Genomic DNA, 23531 nt, shown 5'->3' with positions numbered 1-23531 from the left:
TCAATCAGCCCTGACTTACCACCAGTGCCTGCTCAATATCAGCAAGGATATCGTCAATATGTTCAATGCCAATGGATAATCTGATCATATCTTCGGAAACCCCGGCAGCCTCAAGCTCCTGAGGATTCAACTGCCGATGAGTTGTCGTGGCAGGGTGGCAGGCTAACGACTTGGCATCGCCAATATTCACCAGACGTAAAATCATTTGCAGAGCATCAATAAACTTCGCTCCGGCCTGCTTGCCGCCCTTGATACCAAAACTCAGAATACCTGAAGCTTTGCCGCCTGTGATTTTATCAGCCCTTAACTGGTAGGGACTGTCTGGCAGAGCCGCATAATTCACCCAGTTTACCGATGGGTGATCGTTCAGGTAGGCAGCAACTTTTTCTGCATTCTGGCAATGACGTTCCATCCTTAGCGCCAGCGTTTCCAACCCTTGCATCAGCTGAAAAGCACTCTGGGCAGACAGCGCCCCGCCCGTATTACGCAGTGGTACAACCCGGGCGCGACCAATATAAGCTGCGTCTCCCAAGGCTTCGGTATACACAACACCGTGATAGGAGGGGTCAGGCTCATTTAAAACAGGGAAGCGTTCTTTGTTGCCTTTCCAGTCAAACTTACCGCTGTCAACAATCACTCCTCCCAGGGTTGTACCATGCCCTCCCACATATTTAGTCAGTGAATGCACGACAATGTCAGCACCATGTTCTATGGGGCGACAAAGGATCGGGGTGGCAACAGTATTATCAACAATCAGCGGTACACCATGTCTGTGGGCGATCTCAGCCAGTCTGGCAATATCAACAATATTGCCTGCCGGGTTACCAATGGATTCACAGAACATCGCCCGGGTATTTTTATCAATATGGGCTTCCAGCGCCGTATAGTCATCGTGTGAAGCAAAGCGCACTTCGACCCCCTGTTTTGGCAGGGTATGGGCAAACAGATTATAGGTCCCCCCATACAGCTGGCTGGTAGAAACTATATTCGCCCCAACTTCCGTCAGTGTTTGTAACGCATAGGTAATAGCCACCATGCCTGAACCAACGGCTAAAGCACCAATACCACCTTCCAGAGCCGCCATTCGAGCTTCCAGCACCGCATTCGTCGGATTCATTATGCGGGAATAAATATTGCCTGCCACTTTCAGATCGAACAGGTCTGCACCGTGTTGAGTATCGTCAAAGGTATAGGAAATGGTCTGATAGATGGGGGTGGTCGCCGCGTTGGTCGCTGGATCACCGTCGTAACCTGCGTGCAAAGCAATAGTTTCTGCTTTCATGATTCTGCTTATCCAATTGGAATAATTATTTCTGGAAATCGGATCATAACGCAGGGCTGGCAAAAATAAACACGATCCAGATCATAATTCCGGACCGGTCTGTCAAATGGCAGACGGGTGCCTGCCATTAACGGGTAAGAGTTGTTCAGCAACCAAACATTTCAAAGCCTGTAAGTCGCCTGATAACTGATCTCATGAGAGCTTTTGGCAGGCACTTTAACGGTAAGAGTACGCGCACCTTCCAGGGTGGCACCTTTTACATCACTGATTTTCAGCAATCCCGAATCACGCTCCATCAGCGTGAGCGTGACTTCGACATCCTGATCATTGCGAATCACAGCCTGCCACTGGTTCTTCAGGTCCTTTTCCTGCTGCTGGGAGCTTTTCAGGTTACGCTCAACCCTGACGGCCAGAGCTTCTCCCATGGTCAAATGGGCATAGTCGCCGGATGTCGTCTGCGTCAACCAGCTTTCACCGGCTATGATGACCGCACCATCAGTGGTTTCCTCAAACAGTTTCACCGGTGCAGCAGGCAGGTCGGTTTCCGCCTTGAAACGATAAGTCAGCCGAGGTCTTTCAGCCACTTTATTGCGACCACTGAAAGAACGTCCGTAAACATCCAGTGCATACAGTTTTTCTACCTTCAGCGCATCCTTACGCAACAGGCTGAGCTGCTGACTGGAGCGCGCCGGCAGCCGGGTGCCTTCCGGCAGTTTCTGCACCAGCATTTCCCCCACTCTTTCACCGGCTGAATCCATGGCAGCCGGTGCGGCCTCCATCATCACCTGCCTGCTGCGGGCATAGGCAGCGCGTCTTCCGGTGTCACCGGAAACCAGTCGTATATCCGCCCGGGTGAAGCTGGTGTCGCTGTAATTATTCAGCAGTGCGCTCAGTTCCAGCCGGGCATTATCAGAGTCATTGACCGTCATACGATAATGACTGCTATAACGTACTGATGGTGTCACATAAGACAGTTGCAGATTATCAGCCTGAAGCTGTTTAACCTGTTCGGGTGTAAACGATGCGGTAATACCTGAAACCAGCTGGTTATCAGCGACCATAGCATCACGGCCAGCAACCCGTATGCCCTGCGGGTCGCTCCAGTCTACAAGATACTGTCGTCCATTGGTTCCCTGAACCAGTGCCAGACCCGAATGGTAAGACAGCATCGTACCCTGTACCGGAACATTCAGGCCACCGCCCAGCAATTCTACCGACTTTCCAACCATTCCCCGGTAAATCACATCCCGGTCTAAACCTTCCGGCTGCCAGATCAGCTGAGCCGGTGCCACTGAGCCGGCACTCTCCTGATACCTCAGTTCAAGGCTGTCATGGTCCCATTCCCGGGGTAGCCCAGACACTTGCAGGCTGCCCTGTTCAGAAGGCAGGGCAGACAGTGAGTGACGAACAAATGCCTTGTCAGAATACAGCGTCAGACTGGACTGAACGGCGTTGTTGATATCCACGCGCCCGGCATCGGCCCGGGCAGCCAGCGGCTGTATACCTACTGCCCCCACTAAAACCAGGGCTAACCCCAGACGATTCATGAGCATGTGATTCTCCTTCTGTCCACCAAAACACCTGCTACACCTTGAATGTCGCAGCATCTATGCAACGATACATGACTCGATGAGAATGGCTTGAGTCACCAATAAAATCAACTGAAGGCGGTTGCTTTTACAAAGGACTTAGAAAAACAGGAAAGGCGGGAAAGAAAAGAGGGATACCCCCGTCACCAGACTGGTAACGGGGGTTTTCTGGTTTACCAGTATGGGTTTTCCAGATTCAGGTTTGTCGCACGACCATAGCCGGGTACCGACAGTTTCTGATCCGTATAGTCCAGCTCGCTGCCATTCAGGACGCCTTCACCAAACTGGTAGATCGGCGTCATGGTTCCCTGCTGATGTTGATCTTCGTATTCCTGCTGACGTTCCCGGGTACTTTCCTGGCGTTGTTCCCATGCAGCCGCCGCTTTTTCACCATGCTTTTTCTGCAACATCGACCGGGCCACGTTCGGGCTCAGTACCAGGGCAGTGGCATTGTTTCCACCGAACCCTTTAGCGTTCACCAGTGTCATATCCATGCCGTTGACACCAGTATCAAGATGGTCGGTAAGAATATTCAGGTGTGAAGCGTGAACATCTTCCGCCAGATGGTTGATGGTGCGAATACCCGGAATCATACCCTGATCCCATACCCCAAGGGTTGACATCATCTGATCGCCACCGGCCACACCGATGGAATGCCCAACATAGCTTTTCACAGCAGACACCGCCCACTGGTCAATGCCAAAGACTTTTGCCGTCTCATTGAGAATATGCGATTCGGTCACGCGGTTCTGGGGTGTACCGGTGCCATGCGCCTGAACATAACTGCGCTGACGGAGGGGCTCTTCGCCCAGAATGGATCGACCCAGAGCAGCCGCCCTGGCAACGGTCAGATAGTTACCGGCTCCCGGAGCGGAGATGGATTTTTTGTAGCCATCCGCATTCACAAAAACATCCGCCACAGCGCCCAGAACTTCTGCGCCGGCCTCCATAGCCAGTTCATCATCCATCAAAATCAGAAACTGGGAAGACTCGGCAATGGTAAAGCCCGCATTATCGGCAAACGGTCGACAGGCACGACGCCAGTCCGGGTCTTCACTGTCCATCAGTTGATCCAGTCCCCTGAGGTCTGCATCCGTCGCCAGAGCGCCCATAGTGGTATAACCGTCCATAATTTCCGGCGTAACCGGCGCTTCACTATTGCCAACCACCACCAGACGGCGGCGTCCACTGCGAATATCATTAACTGCCAGCTGCAGGTTATACAGCATGGTGGCACAGGCGCCCATGCTGGTACCGGTGGCTCCCAGGGAGCCAAGAATATAGGCGTTGATAAAGTCCGCTGACATTTCTGAAAAGCCCAGCGGACACTGTTTGGACGTCACACGCTTGCCCAGCAGGCGCGCCTGCATCATGCCACCGTTGCCGTTATAATCCAGCTGACTCATGGCGCTGCCGGAATACACCGCCATCTCTTCCGGTGCCAGCAAGCCTTTCAGCCCTGCCCAGTCGAGTCCTGAGGACAGCACTGCATCAGAAGCACCGAATACGGTCATAGCCAGTGAACGGGGATGATGGCGGGACTGGTACAGTTTCTCCGGCTGGAATCCAGACGGCAGTTGTCCGGCTGCCTTGACCGGTGAAACCCTGCTGCCCGGCAACATCATTTTATGCGCCGCCGAGACCCGGACACGAACGTGTTTGCCATCAGCCAGAGGCTCTGCCACCCAGCCCCCGGGTAAAGCTGGCAGACGACGGACTGGCAGGATCAGTTCAGAACCTTCCTGAACATTCAGGGCATTGTGCAGGTAGAGGTTGTCGGCATCAAACAGGTTATCTTCGAGCTGACGAATCAGGGTACCGGAAAGAATGTCCTGCTCGGTTGCAGTATTATCCAGCCTACGCAGACGGGCGATGGCGTTCAGGGTCTGCTGACGCTCAACGGCTCCCAGCCGGTCAACCACCAGACGTCGATAACCATGAAAACCGGAGCTTCGTCCTGCCGGACTGACGCCACCCTGGGCAACGATAACGGGTAATCTGGACACTCACAAACTCCTGACACCTTGAATGCTGACACCTGTTTCCGGCTCCTGGATGAACGGAAGATACGCTGGAAACAGTACTTTGATTATGTCGCTTTAGTGTAATGGTACTGTCAGCATATCATCTGGACAAATCAGCCAAATCATCCGACAATTTAGCCATTCTTCCAGTAAAGCTCATCCGTAATGGTTTCAGATTCACTCAGGTTACAACGTGTCAGGGTTCCTCTGCTGGAGCACATGCTCACCACCAGCATCAGTCTCCCTATGGAGATGCTGGCAGCAGCCACCATGTACAGCCGGATGGAACAGAAAAAAACGTCTATCGACGTACAGTTATGCAGTCACAACGGTACTCCGGTGCTGTCCCATGGCAACATTCTGCTGACACCTTCGATGGACCTGTCATCCTCCTCAAAGGCTGACCTGATACTGTTGCCAGCACTGTGGCGCAACCCCATGCCGATAGTCAGGCGCTCGCGGGAAACCATTGACTGGATCAGGGAACAATACAGCCATGGCGCTACCTTCTGTGTTGCAGGTACCGGGGTAGCGCTGATGGCAGAAAGCGGGCTGCTGGATCACCAGCCTGCAACGACCCACTGGTATTATCTCAACAGGTTACGAAAACATTACCCGGAAGTTCTGTTTAAACCCCACCACCTGATTACCCGTGCTGGACGTATTTACTGTGCAGGCAGTGTTAATTCGGTGGCAGACCTGATGGTGCATATTATCAAACGCGCCATGGGACGTGATGTTGCCAACCGGGTGGCCCAGCAGTTTTCTCACGAAATCCGCCGTCCTTTTGAACAGACTCATTACGCTGACGACCACACCACCAGCCACGGGGATGAAATCATTGTTAACCTGCAGGACTGGCTGCGGCAGCATATCCAGGATGACATTGATAGTCAGCAACTGCTGGCTGTCACCGGCCTGACCCAGCGCACCCTGAACCGTCGCTTTCGTGAGGCGACAGGCATGTCTCCCTTTCACTATCTGCAACAGCTGCGCCTGAACCATTGTGCTGAGTTGCTAAAGGCCACCGATCTGTCGATTACTGAAATTGCCCTGCAATCCGGCTTTAATGACCCGGACTACTTCAGCCGACAATTTAAGCAACACTATCAACTGAACCCATCGGACTTTCGCCGCAGTGTCCGGGGCAAACTGTTTTATCTGGACACTCAATGACTGACTGGATCATCTGGCTGCTGACCGGACTGGCGTTTGCCATAACCTCCTCGATTGTTTTCTGGTCTTTAAGGCTGGGCATTACGCCCACTCCAACCAGTCGTAAAGTCCGGCGGGCAATGGAACCGCTGTTACCCGAATCCGTAAACGGCAGAATTTATGAGCTTGGTTGTGGCTGGGGAAGCCTTTTGTTGATGCTGAGCAGACGATACCCGAACCACTCCATCACAGGTTATGAGCAATCAACGATTCCCTACCTGGTAGCGAGAATATTAACTGTCCATAAAGCCAATGTAAGGGTACTGAAGCAGAATTTTTTTACCACTGAACTGAAAGACGCCGGACTGGTGACCTGCTATCTGTTTCCAGGTGCCATGAAGCAGATGGATGGTTATTTAAAGCGTCAACTGTCTGGTCACTGTACGGTCATCAGTCACACGTTCAGACTGCCGGGCTGGGAAAGCATAAGAGAAATTCAGGCGAATGATTTGTACCGAACGTCCGTGTTCGTATACAGGAAAGGTATTTATCAGAACAAAGTGGTCAATTCAGCTGACACAGAGGAATACTGTCGGTCCCGGTCTCCAGCCAGCGATACATCTCCAGCTGTTCAGGTGAACAGCTGACACAGCCTTTACTGCAACCCGACTGTTCTCGCATCAGTTTACCTTTGCGTATCCAGTGAGACAGCATGCCACGCATGGCATCAGGGCTGACATTAAACCGCTGGCTCAGGTCAGCCAGGGAAACGATTCCCTGGTCACTGAGATAATCACGAAGGGCTATGAGCATGAGCATTCCTTGTAGCTTCCACACTCTGCCCTGCCACCAGCTGGTGATCATGACCTCTACGTCCTGCCCGACGCATAACAACAAAAATGATAGCCATGATCGCTGACAGGGCAGCCACCCAGCCTAATGTCACCATTGGCTGAACGGCCAGTAATGAGAGCTGGTAGTACAGTGTGGCAACAGTGTACCCGGCAAAGAAGGTCCAGCCAGCAACAAACAGCGTCCAGCCTGTGCCGGCTTCCCGGTAAATAGCGCCCAGCGCCGCGACACAAGGAGTGTAAAGCAGAATAAACAGCAGATAGGCAATCACCGCCGCCTCACTGGGGAACAGAGTGCGCATGACCGCAAATGTACTCATGTGGACTTCCTGCTCTTGTGCAACACTTTCCAGATCGTTCAGGTCACCAACTTCTATACCCAGAGGATCAGAGAATGCCCCGGTCAAACCGGCCAGATTTTCAGGAATTGAGGCAAAGGCTTCTGTGATACCGCCCATCAGGTCAAAGGATTCTTCTCCGGCTTCATCCTCATTCATATCAGCAGCGATAGAGGTATACATCGCATTCAGGGTACCAACCAGTGCTTCTTTTGCCAGCATACCCGTGAAAATGCCTACTGCTGCCGGCCAGTTCTCTTCCTCGACACCCATGGGCTTAAAGGCAGGTGTAATTGTCTGACCAATATGACTGAGCATCGACGAGCCTGAATCCTGATGACCAAAGCTGCCATCTGTACCCAGAGAATTCAGAGTATTCAGAACCACCACAACCATCACAATCGCTTTACCCGCGTTCAGGATAAAGGTTTTCAGGCGATCCCAGGTACGCAGCAGCACCTGTTTCAGGGATGGCAGGTGATAGTTAGGCAATTCCAGTACAAAGGGTGCTGTTTCACCACCGAGCAGGCTGTTCTTCAGAATCAGTCCGGTCACCACCGCCGCCAGAATTCCCACCAGATAGAGGATAAACACCACATTCTGACCCGTTGCCGGGAAAAACGCCGCTGCAAACAGCGCATAGACTGGAAGCCGGGCGCCGCAGGACATAAACGGTGCCATGGCAATGGTCAGCAGACGGTCTTTCTGGTTATCCAGAGTTCGTGTTGCCATGATGGCCGGGACATTACAGCCAAAACCAACCAGCATGGGAACAAAGGCTTTTCCGGGTAAGCCCAGAAAACGCATCATCCGATCCATGACAAAGGCAGCCCTTGCCATGTAACCCGAGTCTTCCAGCACGGATAAAAACAGGAACAGTGCGGCGATGACCGGAATAAAGGTTGCTACGGTCTGTATACCGCCACCCACCCCTTCGGCCAGCAGGGCGATCACCCAGCCCGGCGCACTCATGCCCTCCAGCAAATGAGTAACACCATCGACCATGATGGTACCCACAAAAATATCAAAGAAATCAATGAATGCGCTGCCAAAGTTCACAGAGAACATGAACATAAGGTACATCACGCCGAAGAAGACCGGCAACCCAAAGAACCGGTTCAGAACCACCCGGTCTATGCGTTCACTCAGCTGATGATTCAACACTCCACGCTGTTTGATCACCTTCTTCATCATGTTGCCAATGGTATCGTAACGCCCATTAGCCACGAGAATGTCAACTTCTGCCCCCTGCTCCTGTTCCAGGGTGTCGCGCAGGCTGCGTCCCTGATTCAACAACTCTTCGAACAACCCGGGTTTCGCTGATTCCGACAAACCGGGTAATCCACTGGTTTCATCTTCCAGCAGTTTGATGGCGTACCAGCGTGCTACCGTTTTATCGTTCAGATGCTCAGTGGCAGCGATTTCCAGCTGGTTAACAGCCGTTTCAATGTCTCTGCCAAGAGAGAGTGGCTGCGCAACGGGCAGGGTTGTCCTGAAATACTCATTCAACCGGTCTTTGAGGTCAGTAACCCCTTCGTTTCTGCTGGCCACCATGGTCAATACAGGGCAGCCCAGAGTGCTGGACAATGCTTCCGGGTCAATCACCATACCCTTGTCTGCAGCGACATCCATCATATTCAGGACCACCACCACCGGCAGCCCCATATCAAGCAGCTGAGTCGTCAGGTAGAGATTGCGTTCAATATTGGAGGCATCAATAACATTAAGAACCAGCTCTGCATTACGCTCCAGAACAAAGTCCCGGGCTATCCGCTCATCCATGGACACCTGATCATCGACCACATCCAGACAGTAGGTGCCGGGCAGGTCAACCACTTCAATATCCAGTCCCTGATGCTGGTAATAACCACTTCGGCGTTCTACGGTCACACCAGGCCAGTTACCAACCCGCTGTCTGGCACCTGTCAGGGCATTATAAACCGTGGTTTTACCGCAGTTGGGGTTGCCCACGATGGCAAAAACATGGTCACTCATATCCGGCTTACCTCAACCACTGCCGCCTCATCACGGCGAACACTGAGCTGGAAGCCCCGAACCTGAAGTTGAATAGGGTCCCCCAGAGGTGCGACACGACAAACCGTAAACTGGACACCCGGCGTTAAGCCCATCGCTAACAGTTTGCGACGATAAGCTGCTCCCGCATTCCGAAAAGCTGTAACCTGACCGGAATCCCCGACCTGAAGCTCACCAAGGATCGATGTCATTTAAATCTCCATTACTGCGATCATCGACAGAAGAAATAGGCAACCGCAAAACATCTGGCAAAGTGCCATTAGCTGAACATTCTGGTCAGTTATGAGTGGAATTATTGGCGACCAGAGAAAAGAAAAAACGAGAGCTAAGGTTATACGTAAATGAGAATAATTACAATTAAACGTTAGCTTATCAGATACAGCAGAAACCGCAGACTATGAGCGGATAAAGCCTGTTCTGAATATTCAAAGCCTTCGAAATTTCTTCCTCTTACCTGATAAAGAGCGAATACAAACACAGAAAAATAGCTACTCTGTTACTCATAACTCACTGAGAATAGGAATAAAAAACCTGAGACCATTAATATGAATACGTCTATCTTGCCTTGTAACCTCCTGATAGTTGTGATGATCAGAGCCATTAAAAATGAAACAGATCTATCTTTTTGGTTTATTTATCCTCTCCACCATGTTTCTACCACTTAGCTACCCTGCTGATCAACTGACGTCCTATGTTGTTATGGTCCCTCCCAACCACTTTGCGGCTGACAGTAAACCATTCACGTCCCCGGTTTTACGAAAAGTAAAACCAGAAAGATCAGTCAATGTGCCAAAAAAAACCCTTCAGGAATACACAGCCGTTAAACAACAATTACACAACCATCATATACACGTCATTGAGCTACCGGCCTATCATGCCCCCGACACCCCCGACTCGGTGTTTCCCAACAACTGGTTTATCTCGTTTCCAGCTCCCTGCCCTGAGAACGTCCAGTGTGGTTCGGCAGGTAATACACTCATTACCCTCTTTCCGATGCTGGCCAATCAGCGGAAAAAGAAATCTCGTATCACAGCTTTGCAAAAGGCATTAAACCAGCAAGCTATTTCCAGCCAGTATAATGATGAGGTTCTGAAAAATATGACCGCCAGCCAGTCGCTGGACGGGGCCAGCAGTATGGTTCTGGATCGTGACAAAAAGATTATTTTTGCTGCGCTATCTCCTCGTACCAACCAGACATTGCTACAGGAGTTTGCAGACCGGCAGGGTTATAAACTGCTTGCTTTCAGGACGGTTTTTTACGATCAGCCTGTTTACCACACCAGCATGATGCTGAGTATTGGTGCCGATTTTGCCGTCCTGTGCAGTGAGTGCATCAGTGAGAAGGAACATCGACAACAGGTCTGGCAGGCACTGTCTGACAAAACAGTCATCGATATCACGCCTGATCAGACCAGAAAATTTGCCGGTAATCTGTTGCAACTGGAAAATGACCGGGGCAAAGCCATTACCGTGTTATCCAGAACCGCGTTCCAGTCCCTGAATGATGAACAGCTGAGAGTGCTGAACAGTTTCAGTGATCAGCTTCTGGTCTTTGATATCCCTACCATAGAGACCTATGGTGGAGGCAGTGCCGGATGCATGCTGGCGGAAATTTTTCTTCAGCCGACGTTAATACCAAATCCACCTTCTAAACATGAATTGCGCAGCCATTTTGAGTCGCTGGATCTTCGTTGGAATTCCTCGCAATAGCTCGCTATTACTCGTCATTCCGCCTTTATGCCCTTCAGGGTATTGCCCAGCGGCTCAAAATGACTTGCTCATGATCATATTTAGAAGGCGGAATTGGTATAACATCAAACCACTGACCATTTAGGCCTGCCATGAAATACCTGATTCTGTCCGTCATCGTACTCACTCTGACAGGGTGCTGTATGGTTCCTGACCTGCCGGGACCCATTGGCATTCCCGGAATATAACCTGAACCTGTTCGTACAATAGTCAAAACAGGCTTAATGACTGGTCTGAATACTTATTGAACCACTGTCGACAATTTTCTATCGTTCGCGCCCTGATTATATGACAACCAAACCAGGTTCCCGGATGACACAGACCAATCATTTTGTTGCAGTAGAAGCCAATATCGCAGCCGGTAAATCAACCCTGCTACCGAAACTGGCTGAAGCGCTGGACTGGGACCCCATTCAGGAACCGGCTGAAGACCCGGAATTTGCCCGCCTGCTGGGTGAATTCACTAAAAATCCAAAAGCCCCGGGAAATCGTATTCGGTTTCAGTCGTACATTACCCAGCGCCGGGCAGAAATTGTTGAAAGCCTGCCCACTCATCGCAATTATCTGATTGAGCGTTCCCTGTACTCTGACCTGATCTTTACCCAGGCAAACTTTCTCAGCATGGACCAGCCAGACACTGAGTTTATGCTGCATTACTGTGAAATTCAGAAGCGTCTGAAAGAGTACCCACGTATCAGTGCCGTGGTCTATCTGCATACTACGCCGGAAAAAGCCCATGAGCGTCTTCAATACCGCGCCCGTGAGGCAGAAGATGGAACACCTTTTGAATACATCCGTGATATCCATAACTATCACGAAGCCATCCTGCCACAGATCTGCGCGTCCATGAACACGCCCCTTATCACCATGGACTGGAATGATTTTGGTTGTGAGCATCAGGTGGCAGAAAAAATTCTGGAGGTGGTTCAGAAGCACTGACAGTCCAGCAGAACAGGCTTCAGGCTTTGTGTACCTGAAGCCCTGTTGCTTTGGCTACAGATCAGCTAAAGGATGAGACGTCCAGCAGGGAGCAAAGAAGGCATCAATGGTTTGTGCAGAAATATCTCCCAAAGTGCCGTACTGCCAGTTCGGTTGTCTGTCTTTATCCACCAGCAACGCCCGGACACCTTCACAGAAATCGCCCTGGATAACGGTATTCACAGAAAGGGTTAATTCACTCTGAAAGGCTTCTTTAAGGGAAAAATGGCGTGTACGCCGAAGCTGTTCATAAGACAGGGTAATGGACAAAGGAGAGCCATTCAAAGCTGTCTGACGGGCTGTATTCAGCCATTCATCACTGGTTTCCAGAGTTTCAAGAGCATGCATTATGTCAGCCAGCGACGGCTTGCCCATCATTTTCTTGATCAGATCCCTGTGTTCCCGAATCTTGGAGTATGGCAGCCAGCCAGCACTCTGATCAGCGTAGTCCTGAATCACGCTATAAGTGACCTGGTAGGCATCCTTCTGCCAGTCAGCCTGTTGCAAAGAATCCAGCACATTATGACGAAACGCGTGATCAATAAAACGGTTGCCCAGGCCGAGATACATGGCGTCCGCCGGGTTTAACTGGCAGGCGGTCAGGGCAGCAAACAGGCCCGTTTTTGCTGGCATACGGCCCAGCAGCCAGGAAGCACCGACATCCGGATACAGACCAACCGTTATTTCCGGCATAGCGATCACGGTCGTATCCGTGACCACCCGGAAGTCTGCTCCAGCCATCAGGCCAACCCCGCCTCCCATTACAAAGCCATGCCCCCAGCAGATAACCGGTTTGTTATAGACATGAATCAGGTGGTCAAGCCGGTATTCCTGTTCAAAGAAAGCCTGAACAGAGTCCTTGTCATCGCTCAGGGCTGACTCACGAATCGCCCTGACATCACCACCGGCACAAAAAGCCCGGTCACCTGCTCCCTGCAAAAAGACACAGACAACCTCCTCGTCATTGTGCCAGCTCAGCAGTTGCTGAAGCAGTTCATTGATCATCCCCTGATCAAGCGCATTCAGGCTCTTCTGTGCATTCAGGGTGGCCACCCCGATCCGGTGACCACTAGCGGTATCAAGCTCCTGAAACTCAACCTTTTCGCTCATTGACACTCCCCCTCCAGAGGTAAACCGAACTATCTCATTACCATCCACTTACTATGGAACCAGACTGGCATCAGCGCCAGCCCGGTGATCAGTTAAAAAAATAATATCAGCTGTCTTTCTGCTGCCCCTGTGAAGTGATCACAATCTGGCCCTGCTGTTTCAACAGTTCAGCCATCGCCTGCCGGATATCCTCAACCTTGATGGTTTTCACTGCCTCAGCAATATCCAGCTGATAGTTGAAGTCCGCTTCACGACCGTCAAGGCTTTGCCAGAAACGACCAGCACGTTCGTCAGGGTTTGTGTCACGTTTGGTCAAATCTACAATCAGCCCCTGGCGATAATCTTCCAGCTCGGCGTCGGTCAGTTTGCCCAGACGTTCAACCTGTCCCACCAGAAACTCATCCACCCGCTGCTCAATACCTTCTGGTCCCAGTACGGGGGACTGCACAATAAATACCAGTCCAGGATGACGCTCTACCGGACGGGCAGACGCCGTGACAATGTACCCCAGCTGTTGCTCTGTCCGCAGTTGATTAAAGAACGGTGTTGCCAGCAAACGACCCAACAATGAGAATTTCGCCCGCTCACGATTTTCTGTGGTATCAAACTGTACGTATTTAATGTACAGGGCATCATTATGATCAAAGTCCACCGCTTCACGCAGGCGCGCGTCTTTCAGGACATTAAACGGCTGATCATAACGCTCACCACGGTTACTGTTGTTCAGGACATAAGACTCCACCAGATGCCCCAGTTTCACGGCTTCACTGCGAGAGTGGTTGCCGTAAATCAGCATGCTGATATGTACGGAGTTGTAAAAGTCACTGGCATACCGTTTCAGGTCAGCAAACGACACCGCTTCAGCAGCGGAGAGCATTTCTTCATCGCTGCGATACTTTGGATACAGCAGCTGGCTCACCCGATCCATACCCAGACGGTAAGGCGCGACAAATGCCTTGTTTCTGAGATTGCGTATCAGTCGGTTGCGTTCCTGTTCAAATTCCGCCTGCACCGGGCTGAACTGATCCATCCCCTTCAGAATGGTTTCCAGCAGGTACGCCTGTTTGTCCTGATAACCGGACAGGGCAATCGTTAAGCCTTCACGGCTGGTACTCATCCCATAGTTCAGGCCCGCTTCCTTGGCAGGATAACCGTATTCATTCAGGCTGCGCGACAGAAGTGTTCGATACAGCTGCAACAGCACCTGATCCTTTGCGGTTTCTGACGCCTTAGCCGTAGAAATTTTCAGGCGTACCGAAGCCCTTGGCACCTGAAAACTGCTGTCGGTCATGCTCCAGACATCCAGACCTTTCTCACTGATAATTTGTGTGGGTTCGTCAGCTTTATCACTGGTGCGCAGTTCCAGGTCTGTAGCGATAAACTGGTTCGGAGCCGGAATGGTCAGCTCTTGATGAACCTCTGGATTATTCAGGCGCTTAAGCAGCTTATCCGACAGCGGTCTGATGCTGTAGTGAGTGTCGAAATAAGGTTCAACCTGATCCGTTGGTAGCCCCTGAGCAATCACCGTCTGACGAACATTTTCCGGAGTCAGGTTGGCCATCAGACGCTCGATCAGTTCCGGGTCAAAATCGTCGTAAAGGTACGTTGAATTCAACAGGTCGGACGCTGGCAGATAGTGAATACGTGACGCCAGACTGGTGGCCGTCTGCTGAGGGCTTCGACCTTCCTGATAACGAAAGCCCAGGTCCGCGATCTGACGGGTTTCGTCGTACAACCATTCCTTAATGCCTTCCCGGCGAATCAGGTCCAGGTAGTCAAACACCACCGCAGTAATGTCATCCACCTGATTAAGCCCTTGCGGGGTCAGCTCCATACGAACATTGAATCCACCAAACTCACCCGGTACATCGTTGGGGTAAGCAGCAAGAGAGTCAATCAGCCCCTGCTCTTTCAACAGACTGTGCAGACTGCCCTCACCTTCATAGCCAACAACACGGGCCAGGTAACCCATGGGCTTTTTATGATAAAACGGGTGCAGAGTTTCCATCGGGAAACTCAGGGACAGTACCCTGGTTTCTTTCAGCGGAACAAGGTTGATGCGAACGCCGAGCTGGTCAGTGTCATAAGGCGGCACACCGATATGGGTGTCCGGCTTGACGCCACCACCGTCTGGCACATCGGCGAAGGACTCTTTCAACCAGGCTTCAAGCTTTTCGGTGGGTTCACGACCATAAACCACTACCCCCATATTGGGAGCGACATAGTAGGTATCATGAAAGGTCTTCAAATCCTGCCACAGTGACTTACCATCGTCGTTATTCAGGGTGTCCAGGTCACCAATGGTAAAGCGGCTCTTTGGGTGTTCCGGATTTGAAGTGGCATTCTGTGCCATAAACAGACGCCAGCCATCTTCCCGGGCATGCAGACGATACTCAGAATCTACGGCGTTTCGCTCCCGGTCCACATAAGCCGGATCAAGGGTCGGAGACACAAAAAACTGGGCCAGCTGATCCAGGGCCGATCTCAGTTGGTCATTGTTTATATCAAAATAATAATTGGTACGAACATCTGCGGTGTAGGCGTTGGCACTGCCACCATTGGCGCGGATGAATTCAAAATAGCCATCCACCTCCGGGTATTTCTCATTCCCCATAAACAGCATGTGTTCTAGAAAATGCGCCAGCCCCAGCCGGTTATCCGGGTCCTGATAGCTGCCGACATTCACATCGACCGCAGCGGCAGATTTGTCTGTGTCAGGGTCCGAAATCAGCAATGCCCTGATCCCGTTTTCCATAACAACGTAGCGATAATCCCGGTTATCTGCCAAGCTTTTAACCACTACGGCTGATTGTTCACTTGCTGCTTTTAATGTATCCGCTTGTAATCTGGTCACTTCCGTTGTATCTCGTTCAGTGGTCACTGTACATCCACCTGTCAGCACGGCTGCCAACGTTCCGGCTGCCAGCGCGGATACCAGAGACACGTACTTTCTTGTCATAAATTTTTTCCATACCTGATCAAAAGGTTATGAAGCCTGTTCTGATTATGCCTGTATCAATACTGAAAGTAATGACGAAATTTCCAGCACAGACTTCGCTGCCAGATCAAGCTAGCTGCTTATTTGAAATAATGAAACGTTCAAAATATATTCTGCCAGCACATCGGTCTGAAAACAGGTATGGATAACAGGGGTTTACACGAGATTTACCAGAACTCAATAGTCATTGTCAGAATAATGTGAAACCCCTGACGGGCATTAGCCCACTTAAAGTTCCGGGCTGTGAACCACCATCATTTTTTCCACCTGCAACTCCCTGAAGCTATGGTGGATACCGCCCACGCCCAGACCTGACTGCTTCAAACCGGCAAACGGCATGCCATCGCTGCGGAAGGCTGTATGCTGGTTCACCATGACCGCTGAAGCATCCAGACGCTTATAGGCGCGCAGAATCGTTGGCTGATGATCAGAGAACACCGCCGCCTGAAAGGCAAACGGCAAACGATTAGCCCGTTCAATGGCATGATCCAGCTCCTCGTAATCGTAGATACAGACGACAGGGCCAAAGACCTCCTGCTCGCTCACTCTGACATCCTCAGGCGGGTTATGAATAATCGTGGGCGCATAACCGGTCTGCCCGACCCGCTGGCCACCACAAACAACTGTTCCACCACCTGCACGGGCTTCGTTAACCCATGCTTCCACCCGGTCAACTTCTGCCGGCCGGATCAGTGGCCCGATATCCGTGGACTCCAACAGAGGGTCGCCAACCGCCAGATCATCCGCCGCTTTTTTCAACCCCCGCAGAAAAGCCTGACTGATGGATTGATGCACATACACCCGCTGACTGGAAACACAGACCTGTCCTGCATGGTAAAACCCACCTTTGGCAAGAGAGCGAACCGCCCGATCCATATCCGCATCTTCCGCAACAATCACCGGGGCCGCCCCACCATGTTCCAGAGCACAGCGGGTACCTGCCGCCAGTTTTGAACGCAATGTCCAGCCCACTCTGGCACTGCCAATAAAGGAAAAGAACCCTACCCGCCTGGCGGTTACCAGATGCTCAGCCACCGCCAGGCTCTCAGGTATCATCACCTGCAGCCACTCCGGTGGTAAGCCCGATTCATGGAACAGTTTTGCCAGATGCCAGCAGGAGAGAGGCGTATCATCTGCCGGTTTAACAATAACCGGGCAGCCCGCTGCCAGGGCAGGTCCAATCTGATGAACAATCAAGTTGAAAGGATGGTTAAAGGCACTGACCGCCACCACCACACCGACCGGTTCTGCCGTGGTGAATGCCAGATGATGGCGGGTTGCAGCAGTGCTGTTAACCACAGGCATTGAGCCACTTTCGCCACGCATACAGTCGATACACAGTTTGATGCCATCCATGGCGCGGCTGATTTCAATTCGTGAGTCCACCAGCGGCTTGCCACCTTCTGCAGCCGCCTGTCGTGCGAGATCTTCCTGATGGCGGGAAATGCGATGTAACAGACGACTGAAAATGTCTATACGCTGGTCCAGGGTCAACCATCTGTCCCGGTTGCGAAACAGGCCATAGGCCGTGGTCAGAGCCTGCTCCACATGGCGACTGTCGCCTGTTTCCAGTCTGCCAACCTCCGACAGGTCAAACGGGTTATAGACATTCAGCGTGCCTGCCGGAGGTTCGGCTCCGGGAATCAGTAAAGGTAAAGCATCCATTATTATTGTTGTTCTCCATTACTTAAAACGGCGTTAAATCGGACAGGCTATTTCGCCCAGCCTGGCACTGAGAATCAGGTTTTCCCGGTAATCAATGGGGATTACGACCAGGCTTGGGCCTTCTTCATTCAGGGCAGTTATCAATGTCTGTTGGAGGTCACGACTGTTTTCAACCGAGTGTCCCTGCCAGCCAAAACTCTCTGCCAGTTTCATCCAGTCCGGATTGCCAAAACTCAACGGCGTATGGTCACCAAAATGATCGGTCTGCTTCCAGGCAATCAAACCATACTCTTTGTCTTCCCAGACCATCACCGTCAGGTTGCAGTCATAACGGCGCGCCGTTTCCATTTCCTGTACATTCATCATAAAGCCACCATCGCCACAGATCGCCAGTACTTGCCGCCCTGGATGGATCAGGCTGGCAGCAATGGCACCGGGTAAGGCAAAACCCATGGAGCAGAACCCATTGGGTACCAGGCAGGTGTTGGGTTCATGGCAGTGATAATGACGGGCAATCCACATTTTGTGGGCGCCGACATCCGACAGCAGAAGACCATCGGCAGGCAACACCTGTCGAACATCCCACAGCGCTTTCTGGGGACGGATAAATCCTTCGGTATCGTCGGCTTTATGCGCCTCCAGGTCGGCGGTCATATCCCGGCGTACCGCCTGTTGCTGTTTCAGGTCAAACCGGGGCAGCGAACCTTCCGACAGGCGGCCGGCAATGGCATCCAGCGAATGACCAATATCACCAATCAATTCCAGTTCCGGGTGATAACAGGCATCAATTTCAGCGGGTGTTGAGTCGAGGTGCAGAATGGACTTGTCTGCGGCAGGGTTCCAGAGATGTGGGTGGTACTCCACCAGATCATACCCCAGGGTAATCACCAGATCAGCAGCATCCACTGCACAAGCCACAAGGTCCTTACGCCCCAACCCAATGGTATACAGGCAATAATCCGCATCGACATCCACACAGCCCTTCGCCATAAAGGTGCTGATCACACCAATGCCGGTCAGTTCCGCCAGACGACGCAGGCTGTCTGAAGCATTCATGCGAATCACACCGTTACCGGCAATAATCACTGGCCGTTTCGCCTTGCGAATCATAGCGCAGGCCTGCTCAAGGCTTTCAGGCTCAGGCATTGGGCGGGGGTAACGCCGCACTGACAGTGGCCGGGCATCGGACTCCAGAGTGGCAATGTCTTCGCACAGTTCCAGAAAAACCGCACCGGGCTTTTCGGAACGAGCCAGTCTGACCGCCTTGCGCACCATTTCCGGAATATTATCTGGGTGTCGTATGGTCTCCGCCCATTTGGTGACTGGCCGAAACATGCTGACAGCATCCATAATCTGATGAGATTCTTTGTGTAACCGTTTCGATGACCCCTGCCCTGCCAGAACCAGCATAGGCGCAAGGTCCATATTACCGTTACCCACGCCGGTCAGCAGGTTGGTTGCGCCCGGACCGAGGGTTCCAAGGCAGCCTGCCGTATGTCCGGTCAGGCGACCATAAACCTCCGCCATAAAAGCAGCGCCCTGCTCATGACGGGTCAGGATGAACCGGATTTTGCCGGACTGGTTCAGCGACATGACAAAGTCGGCATTCTCTTCACCCGGTACACCAAAGATGTATTCGATACCTTCTTCTTCCAGGCACTGAACAAACAGGTCTGATGCTTTCATTGGGCTATTCCCTGTTGCTGGGTTGTTATTATTATACTGTCGACCATTGCTCATAAAAAAGCGCATAAAAAATTTCCCAATATTGCCTCTCTTTGGCAAAAATGGCTGGAATTTGTACAACTTTTAATGAATAATCCGCGCCCTCTTCTTTACAGTTGTTTTATCCCGCCGTTATGAAGTTTCCCGGCCGTCGTAAAATCAAGCACTATTTCCCTGTCAACGCCGACAATCGCTTTGATCGTGAAAGTACCACTTTCGGACATGTTAATACCTACATCTGTGGCATCGACCAGAACATGGTCGACATCTATGCCCATGTAGACGACGCGATCCTGGCTGACTTTGGCCTGACCAAAGCAGCCTCGCAATTGATCGATAATGACACCGCCAACCGCCTGTACAGTTTCCTGCAACAGTCCGGCACCATTGATAACCAGTATGCAGGTGGCACCATTGGCAATACCCTGCATAACTACTCAATTCTTGCCGACGACCGTTCTGTTCAGTTTGGGGTCATGAGCCAGAATATCAGGGTTGGCGACTATGCCTACGGGTATCTGTGCAATACCAGCAGCAAAGTGGATATGACCTTTCTGCAACCGGTAGAAGGTGCCATCGGGCGTTGTTACACGCTGATTACGCCGGATGGTGAGCGTACCTTTGGCATCAGTCCCGGTTCAATGAACGACCTGAGTCACGCGTTCATTCCGGAACAGGTGATTGCCGGCAGTTCAGCCCTGGTACTGTGTGCCTATACCCTGGGCGACGACAGTCTGCCGATTTATCATGCTACTCACAAAGCCGCCAAAGCTGCCAGCGACCATGACATACCTGTGGTGCTGACCCTGGGTACCAGCATGCTGGTAGAGAATATCCGCGAACCTTTGAAACAGTTTATTCGTGACCATGTCACCCTGGTGGCTATGAATGAGGAAGAAGCTCAGGCACTGACGGGACAAACCGACCCGTTGCTGGCCTGCGAAGCCATTCTGGATCTTGCCGATATGACGTTACTGACTGCAGGCCCTGAAGGGCTTTATCTGTGCGGCTATACAGAAACGGCTATGGCGCGGGAAACCGACAACCCTATCCGTTCTGCCGGAATCAGTGATTTCAATCGCTTCGAATTCAGCCGTCCTCTGCGTCGTATGGATTGTGATAAACCGATGAAAATTTACTCCCATATCAGCCCTTATATGGGTGGCCCGGAAAAAATCAGGAACACCAACGGTGCCGGAGATGGCGCCTTATCGGCAGTGATTCATGATATTGCCGCCAACCATTTCCACCGTGAGGTGCTGCCGACCTCTGGAAAGCATGAACGACCATGGCTGACCTATTCGTCGTTCTCCCAGGTCTGCAAATATGCTAACCGGGTCAGCTATGAAGTGCTGGCACAGAGTTCTCCACGCCTTTCACGGGCTTTGCCTGAGCGTGAAGACTCTCTGGAAGAGACTTACTGGGAAAGGTAAGTAAGGGCGGCACAGACAGAACATTTATTGTATCCGACACCTGTTATACAATTCCATCCATACAATCCCACAAAATCCTCACAGAAGTACGAACATGGATATCAGTAACCTTCGCGAGAATTACACTCAGGCGGGCCTGATCAAAGAAGACCTGAGTAGTGATCCGGTGGAACAGTTCACCCTGTGGTTTCAGCAGGCGCAGGAAGCACAGTTGCCGGAACCCAACGCCATGAGCATTGCCACCGCCACCGCAGACGGTGTACCCAGCCTGCGAACCGTCCTATTGAAATACTTCGATCAGTCCGGATTCGTTTTTTTTACCAATTACTCCAGCAACAAGTCCCGGGAAATTGCCGAAAACCCTCACGTTGCCCTGATGTTTCCCTGGGTCACCCTCGAACGTCAGGTCATTATTAAGGGAACAGCAGAAAAAATATCCAAGGCTGAATCCCTGAAGTATTTCACCAGCCGCCCCCACGGCAGCCAGCTGGGTGCCTGGGTTTCCCATCAGAGTTCAGTCATTACCGGTCGCAAACTGCTGGAACAGAAGCTGGATGAAATGAAGCGCAAGTTCAAAGAAGGAAAAGTACCCCTGCCCGATTTCTGGGGCGGTTACCGGGTGGTGCCGCAAACGGTTGAGTTCTGGCAGGGACGACCAAATCGCCTGCATGACCGCTTTCAGTATACCCGTACAAACGACACCCGGTGGAGCATTGAAAGGCTGGCACCATGAGTAGAAAAACAGCAGCCAGGATGGCGGTCAGAGATACCCTTATAGAACTGGTTGATATCAATCGTCAGTTCCGGGAAGCCGTGTTAAATGATCACGACCTGCCCGCCTGGGTCATGCAGGAAGACGACACTGACGCTCTGAACGACGACCGGACGCTGGCTGCCAGCGTCACTACACGCCTGACCTACAGATCGGAACAGAATAAACAGGAAACGGCACGTCTTCCCGGCGTTATTGGCATCTCAGCCAGATCGCTTGCTCAGGGGCAGCAACTGAACCAGGCAAAAGACCGGTTCAAGGCAGCGATGGGGGAATACCGCAAGCTCTACGGCGATGATATTGCAGCCATTGAAGAGACATCTGACCAGCTAAGGGACGGGGTGCTGGGAGGGCTGCAAATTCAGCATATTCATTTTGTGCAGAGTTACCGGCAACTGAAGCTGTTTCAACAGCCACCCAGACGCATCAGTTTCAGCTGGGCTGCTAATCACAGTGGTACGGTTCGCTTAACATCGGCAGAAGCCATCGAGCACCTGCGTAAGAAATATATGGCATCCGCTGCCATTGAACGCGATATCACATTGCTGGAGCAGTTGCCCGGGTCGGAAATTGTGGTGATTAAACGCTTGCTGGCACCTCACCTGCGGGCAAATTTGAAATGGTCAGACACGATTGAAGCACAGCGCCAAATGAATCCGGAATCGAAAAAACAGTTTCCGGGTCAGATTAATACGCCCATCCCGGTCTTTGTACAGCTGGAGAAAGGTCAACCCCTGCCGGACTTCAAACCTATCAAACCGTTTGACTCGATGACACGACAGGAGCGTTTACAACGCAGCGATGCGCGACTGGTGCGGATCAGTGACAATCCTGTGTCGCGTATTTATCGCTACGCCTGAAACTGAAGGGATTTAACGCCCTTCAGGCATCAACCAGCTCATCTCTCAGGTACGCTTCCAGGTCGGTACAACCGCCAATATACTTCTGACCATGAAAAATCTGCGGAACGGTTTCAACCGGCTTTCCAACGGTTTTTTCCAGATCAGCCTTGCTAATCCCCTCAGCATGAATGTCAATATAACGGAAAGGCAGCTGTTTATCTTCCAGCAACTGTTTGGCACGAACACAGAAACCACAGCCAGGGCGACCGAATACGGTAAAGCGATTCATTGAATAACTCCTGATACATGAATCTTATTGTCTGAACGAACTATATGATAATTGATACCTCTGCCACAACAGCTACACAACAGGAATTTTCTATCCGCTTCATTGAAGCTTTTTTATTGACTTGATACGCTGACGAAAAAGACAGAGGACACACCGATGCCAAGGACAGGTTTGATCGGCTTGCTGTTTTCCACCCTTCCCCTGTTTATCACAGCGCCACCTGCCACAGCTTCTGATTTACTGAACCTGGCCCATAAGGCTGGTTTCAATCGCTGTGATACAGCCATTGAAACCGAGTTCAGTGATATGAGAAGAATTGGCAATGGTGTGGCTTCTACGGGCTATTTTAATGACCGCAGTTTTAATGTCATGGCCACCTGGGGCAATGACAAGGACAGCGTCTGGAAAAACACCACCTTTATAAAGTTTGGTCGTAGCTGTCTGGCGTACAGTGTCGTAAATACCACCTTTAAAAACAGCTGCACGACCTTTAAAGAACAGAACCCGGAATGGAATGTCATCCGGGAACAGGGAGACTTTACCTGGACCCGTAACGCTGGCGGCGTAAACGCCATTCTTAAATCCCTGCCCAATGATGTCTGTGCCATTACCTATCGCATCCATCAGACATACGACAGTAGTAGTTCTTCAGTCGCCAGTAAACGATCAGTTCCGGATACAAAGAACGGCAGCTGAA

General features: G+C 51.6%; 19 protein-coding genes. 8 read left to right on the top strand and 11 right to left on the bottom strand.

Features of this window, described 5'->3' with window-relative positions:
- Positions 1-4: 4 nt before the first annotated feature.
- From V5J35_RS22375 to V5J35_RS22365, 3 genes are all read right to left on the bottom strand, one after another.
- Positions 5-1282, bottom strand: coding sequence for an O-acetylhomoserine aminocarboxypropyltransferase/cysteine synthase family protein (locus V5J35_RS22375; RefSeq protein ID WP_354009251.1), 1278 nt, complete (start codon positions 1280-1282; stop codon positions 5-7).
- Positions 1283-1443: 161 nt separating this feature from the next.
- Positions 1444-2835 (bottom strand): hypothetical protein, encoded by a 1392-nt coding sequence (locus V5J35_RS22370; protein WP_354009250.1) that lies wholly within the window; start codon positions 2833-2835, stop codon positions 1444-1446.
- A gap of 209 nt (positions 2836-3044) precedes the next feature.
- Positions 3045-4877, bottom strand: coding sequence for a beta-ketoacyl synthase (locus V5J35_RS22365; RefSeq protein ID WP_354009249.1), 1833 nt, complete (start codon positions 4875-4877; stop codon positions 3045-3047).
- Between the two features lie 183 nt (positions 4878-5060).
- Here V5J35_RS22365 and V5J35_RS22360 point away from each other — a divergent pair, with 183 nt between their 5' ends.
- Both V5J35_RS22360 and V5J35_RS22355 read left to right on the top strand, forming a co-directional pair.
- On the top strand, positions 5061-6071 hold the full coding sequence (locus V5J35_RS22360; protein WP_354009248.1) for a GlxA family transcriptional regulator: 1011 nt from the start codon (positions 5061-5063) through the stop codon (positions 6069-6071).
- Entirely contained in the window at positions 6068-6697 is a 630-nt protein-coding gene (locus tag V5J35_RS22355; RefSeq protein ID WP_354009247.1) for a class I SAM-dependent methyltransferase, read from the top strand. Before V5J35_RS22360 ends, V5J35_RS22355 begins: the two co-directional genes overlap by 4 nt.
- Here the strand turns inward: V5J35_RS22355 and V5J35_RS22350 are convergent.
- From V5J35_RS22350 to V5J35_RS22340, 3 genes are read right to left on the bottom strand one after another with little or no spacing between them, the layout of a single operon-like run.
- Positions 6615-6863 (bottom strand): FeoC-like transcriptional regulator, encoded by a 249-nt coding sequence (locus tag V5J35_RS22350; protein WP_354009246.1) that lies wholly within the window; start codon positions 6861-6863, stop codon positions 6615-6617. The two genes, V5J35_RS22355 and V5J35_RS22350, sit on opposite strands and share 83 nt — an antisense overlap.
- On the bottom strand, positions 6844-9234 hold the full coding sequence (gene feoB / locus V5J35_RS22345; protein ID WP_354009245.1) for a Fe(2+) transporter permease subunit FeoB: 2391 nt from the start codon (positions 9232-9234) through the stop codon (positions 6844-6846). The genes V5J35_RS22350 and feoB overlap by 20 nt, the downstream gene beginning before the upstream one ends.
- Positions 9231-9464, bottom strand: a complete 234-nt coding sequence (locus tag V5J35_RS22340; protein WP_354009244.1) for a FeoA family protein — start codon at positions 9462-9464, stop codon at positions 9231-9233. Before V5J35_RS22340 ends, feoB begins: the two co-directional genes overlap by 4 nt.
- A 595-nt stretch (positions 9465-10059) precedes the next feature.
- Between V5J35_RS22340 and V5J35_RS22335 the strand changes: the two genes are divergently transcribed.
- Complete coding sequence (locus tag V5J35_RS22335; protein ID WP_354009243.1) at positions 10060-10983, top strand: arginine deiminase-related protein; 924 nt, start codon at positions 10060-10062, stop codon at positions 10981-10983.
- A 351-nt stretch (positions 10984-11334) separates the two neighbouring features.
- Complete coding sequence (locus V5J35_RS22330) at positions 11335-11961, top strand: deoxynucleoside kinase (protein ID WP_354009242.1); 627 nt, start codon at positions 11335-11337, stop codon at positions 11959-11961.
- Positions 11962-12015: 54 nt separating this feature from the next.
- On the opposite strand, the gene V5J35_RS22325 is transcribed toward V5J35_RS22330, so the two are convergent.
- The 4 genes from V5J35_RS22325 to V5J35_RS22310 form a co-directional block, all read right to left on the bottom strand.
- On the bottom strand, positions 12016-13110 hold the full coding sequence (locus V5J35_RS22325) for an enoyl-CoA hydratase/isomerase family protein (protein ID WP_354009241.1): 1095 nt from the start codon (positions 13108-13110) through the stop codon (positions 12016-12018).
- A gap of 106 nt (positions 13111-13216) precedes the next feature.
- Positions 13217-16069 (bottom strand): insulinase family protein, encoded by a 2853-nt coding sequence (locus V5J35_RS22320; protein ID WP_354009240.1) that lies wholly within the window; start codon positions 16067-16069, stop codon positions 13217-13219.
- A gap of 267 nt (positions 16070-16336) precedes the next feature.
- Positions 16337-17773: an aldehyde dehydrogenase family protein gene (locus V5J35_RS22315; RefSeq protein ID WP_354009239.1), complete on the bottom strand. Its 1437-nt coding sequence runs from the start codon at positions 17771-17773 to the stop codon at positions 16337-16339.
- Between the two features lie 33 nt (positions 17774-17806).
- The gene (locus V5J35_RS22310) at positions 17807-19459 is read right to left on the bottom strand and encodes an acetolactate synthase large subunit (RefSeq protein WP_354009238.1); all 1653 of its coding nucleotides are present in this window, start codon (positions 19457-19459) and stop codon (positions 17807-17809) included.
- 173 nt (positions 19460-19632) lie between these two features.
- On the opposite strand from V5J35_RS22310, the gene V5J35_RS22305 reads away from it, so the two are divergent.
- The 3 genes from V5J35_RS22305 to V5J35_RS22295 all read left to right on the top strand — a co-directional run bounded on the left by V5J35_RS22305 (position 19633) and on the right by V5J35_RS22295 (position 22563).
- Positions 19633-20931 (top strand): inosine/guanosine kinase, encoded by a 1299-nt coding sequence (locus V5J35_RS22305; RefSeq protein WP_354009237.1) that lies wholly within the window; start codon positions 19633-19635, stop codon positions 20929-20931.
- A 94-nt stretch (positions 20932-21025) separates the two neighbouring features.
- The gene (gene pdxH / locus V5J35_RS22300) at positions 21026-21664 is read left to right on the top strand and encodes a pyridoxamine 5'-phosphate oxidase (protein ID WP_354009236.1); all 639 of its coding nucleotides are present in this window, start codon (positions 21026-21028) and stop codon (positions 21662-21664) included.
- Positions 21661-22563, top strand: coding sequence for a DNA replication terminus site-binding protein (locus tag V5J35_RS22295; protein ID WP_354009235.1), 903 nt, complete (start codon positions 21661-21663; stop codon positions 22561-22563). Before pdxH ends, V5J35_RS22295 begins: the two co-directional genes overlap by 4 nt.
- A gap of 22 nt (positions 22564-22585) precedes the next feature.
- Here V5J35_RS22295 and V5J35_RS22290 read toward each other — a convergent pair whose 3' ends face one another.
- Complete coding sequence (locus V5J35_RS22290; RefSeq protein WP_262567320.1) at positions 22586-22834, bottom strand: GrxA family glutaredoxin; 249 nt, start codon at positions 22832-22834, stop codon at positions 22586-22588.
- Positions 22835-22990: 156 nt separating this feature from the next.
- On the opposite strand from V5J35_RS22290, the gene V5J35_RS22285 reads away from it, so the two are divergent.
- Positions 22991-23530 carry a hypothetical protein gene (locus V5J35_RS22285; RefSeq protein WP_354009234.1) on the top strand — a complete coding sequence of 180 codons (540 nt, stop codon included), beginning with the start codon at positions 22991-22993 and terminating at the stop codon, positions 23528-23530.
- The last annotated feature ends 1 nt before the right edge of the window (position 23531 follow it).

Source organism: Endozoicomonas sp. NE40, assembly GCF_040549045.1.
GTDB lineage: Bacteria > Pseudomonadota > Gammaproteobacteria > Pseudomonadales > Endozoicomonadaceae > Endozoicomonas_A > Endozoicomonas_A lisbonensis.
Note: the sequence above shows the minus strand (reverse complement) of the source record. Positions and strands in the feature narration are given on the sequence as shown.